2 protein-coding genes and 1 pseudogene are annotated in these 2,605 nt (G+C 69.5%); all 3 read right to left on the bottom strand.

Annotated elements, in window-relative coordinates:
* Positions 1–1,462, bottom strand: a 1,462-nt coding sequence (locus AC2VOG_RS18045; protein WP_486941214.1) for a bifunctional uroporphyrinogen-III C-methyltransferase/uroporphyrinogen-III synthase, incomplete at its 3' end; no start/stop codon positions are given.
* Between the two features lie 43 nt (positions 1,463–1,505).
* The gene (gene hemC, locus AC2VOG_RS18050; RefSeq protein WP_486941215.1) at positions 1,506–2,441 is read right to left on the bottom strand and encodes a hydroxymethylbilane synthase; all 936 of its coding nucleotides are present in this window, start codon (positions 2,439–2,441) and stop codon (positions 1,506–1,508) included.
* A gap of 5 nt (positions 2,442–2,446) precedes the next feature.
* Positions 2,447–2,605, bottom strand: a pseudogene (locus AC2VOG_RS18055) (glutamyl-tRNA reductase); the annotation flags it as partial.

Raw genomic sequence — 2,605 nt, forward strand, 5'->3', positions numbered from 1 at the left:
ACCCGCCGGTCTTGATCATCTCGCGGATGGTCGCCGGCGGCGGAGCGGCCCGCACGGTGCGGTAGGCGGTAACGTCCTCGATCTCCCAGCCCCGCTCGCGCAGCCCTTCGGCCAGCGTCTCGGTGGCGATGTCCGCACGCGGCAGCAACACTCGGTTCACCGGGTCGAAAACATCGTCGTAGGGCGGGAATTCGTCCAGCAGGCCCAGCGAGGACTGCTCGCCGGACGGCACCAGCTCGGGGCTGATCCCGAACGCCCGGACCCGCTCCGCGGTGGCCTCGCCGACGCAGGCGATCTTCACCCCGGAGAACGCCCGTGCGTCCAAACCGAACTCGGCGAACTTCTCCCACACCGCGCGCACCGCGTTGGTCGAGGTGAACACCACCCACTGGTAGCGGCCGTCCACCAAACCCTTGACGGCCCTTTCCATCTGGGCTGGGCTGCGCGGCGGCTCGACGGCGATGGTCGGAACCTCGATCGGTGAGGCGCCGTGCCCGATCAGCCGGTCGCTCATCTCCCCGGCCTGGTCCTTGGTGCGCGGCACCAGAACCGTCCAGCCGTACAGTGCGCGACTCTCCCACCAGTTCAGCTTGGCCCGGTTGCTCACCGTCTTGCCGATGGTCACCACCAGCGGCCCGGCCGAGGTCTCCTGGCCGTTGGGCAGGATGACCGGGTCGATGCTCGCCAGCGCCGACGCCTCCGTCAGGCCGCCGAGGCTGGACTCGATCGAACGCTGCGCACAGGTGGTCCCCGAGGTGGTGACCACGCACGGCGTGCCGTCCGACAGGCCGTACTCGATCAGGGTGCGGGCCGCCTCCGGCAAGTGCGAAGTAGTGGCCTGCAAGATCAGTGGCCCCGGAGCGGCGGCCAGCGCGCCCCAATCCACGTTCGGGTCGCGGACATCGGCCACCGTGTGCGACGAACCGAGCGGCAGACCGGCGTAGGTGGGCACCGCACTGGTGGCGGGCAGGCCCGGAACGATCTCGAATGCAACGTTGGTGCGAGCCACCGCGTTCACCTCGGTGATGACCGCGTCGATCGACAGCGGGTCACCGGCGACCAACCGCACCACGTCGGTGCCCGAGCGCGCCTCGGCCGCCAGGATCTTGGCCACCTCGGCCGGCTCGCCCAGCGCCGGGCGGATGTCGGGGCCGCCCGGAACGGTCGCAGCAGCCTCATCGGCAGCGTCATCGTCGGCGCCACCGGCGCTGCCGGCCGCGTCGTCACTGGCCTTGTCCGTCTTGGGGGCCGGCAGCATCGGACCGGCGATCGGAGGCAGATCCGTGCCGACCAGCGCCAGCACCGCCTCGGGCACATCCGGGTCGATAAACACCAGCGCGGCATGCGTCAGCGCCGTCCGTGCCCGGGTCGTCAGCAGACCTGGGTCGCCGGGACCCGAGCCGACGAAAACGATACGGCCCGGCTTGGGCTTCTGCCCTCGCACGCTCACCTGGCGAGACATTCCGTACTCCCCGTCACTTCTCACTCACTTCCGACGCACGTCTTCACCGTGCGTCCGCCATCAGCTCGCGCGCACCCAACTCGAACAGTTCCGCCGCGACCGACACGCCCAGTTCCCGGGCTCGGTCCGGACTGCCGATGCCGGACGCGCGGATCACGTCGGATCCGTCCAGCGCCGCTACGCAAGCGCGCAGCGACAGCTCATCGAAGACCCGGCCGTCCTCATCGATGGACTCGACCACTTCGGCGATCGCGCCCACCGGTGCGGAACAACCCGCCTCCAGTTCGGCGAGCAGGGTCCGCTCGGCGGTGACCGCCAGGCGGGTGTCGGCGTCGTCCAACTCCGCCAGCAGCTCCGCCAATGCCGTATCACCGGCGCGGCACTCCACCGCCAGTGCCCCTTGGGCCGGAGCCGGCAACATCTGTACCGGTTCCAACGTCTCGGTGACCGCGTCGAGGCGTCCCAGCCGGGCCAGACCCGCCCGGGCTACCACGATGGCGTCGAGTTCGCCGCTGCTTACCCTGTTCAACCTGCTATCTAGGTTGCCTCGTAGGGGGCGAATTTCCAAACCGAGACCCAGTGCTCTAAGCTGTGCTGCCCTTCGCGGCGAAGATGTGCCCACTACGGCACCCGCCGGCAACTCCCCCAACACCAATCCGTCACGCGCCACCAGCGCATCCCGCGCGTCCTCACGAGGCGGATTTGCGGCAAGCAGGAACCGGGAGTCGGCAGCGGTCGGCAGGTCCTTGTGCGAGTGCACGGCAGCATCGACTCGGCCGTCGAGAATGGCCTCGCGCAGCGCAGCGGTGAACACCCCCACGCCGATATCGGCGATAGGCCCGGACGTGACATCCCCGGCCGTGCTGATCACGACCAGTTCAGCGGGCTGTCCAGCAGCCACCAAGGCATCACGGATGGTCCCGGCCTGGGTGGTGGCCAACAAGCTGCCCCGGGTACCGATGCGGATTACGTCACCCAAAACGTCTACCCGGCCGACCCGGTTTCGGCGCTGACATCAAGTCCTCCCGGCACTACTGGCAGCTCGCCGGCGGTCGCGACCGCATCCACGGCGGTCGGATCGAGCTCGAACAGCTCGCGCAGCGCCTCGGCGTAGCTGTCGCCGCCGGGCGAGCTGGCCAGCTG

The organism is Mycobacterium sp. TH-M11, assembly GCF_057473725.1.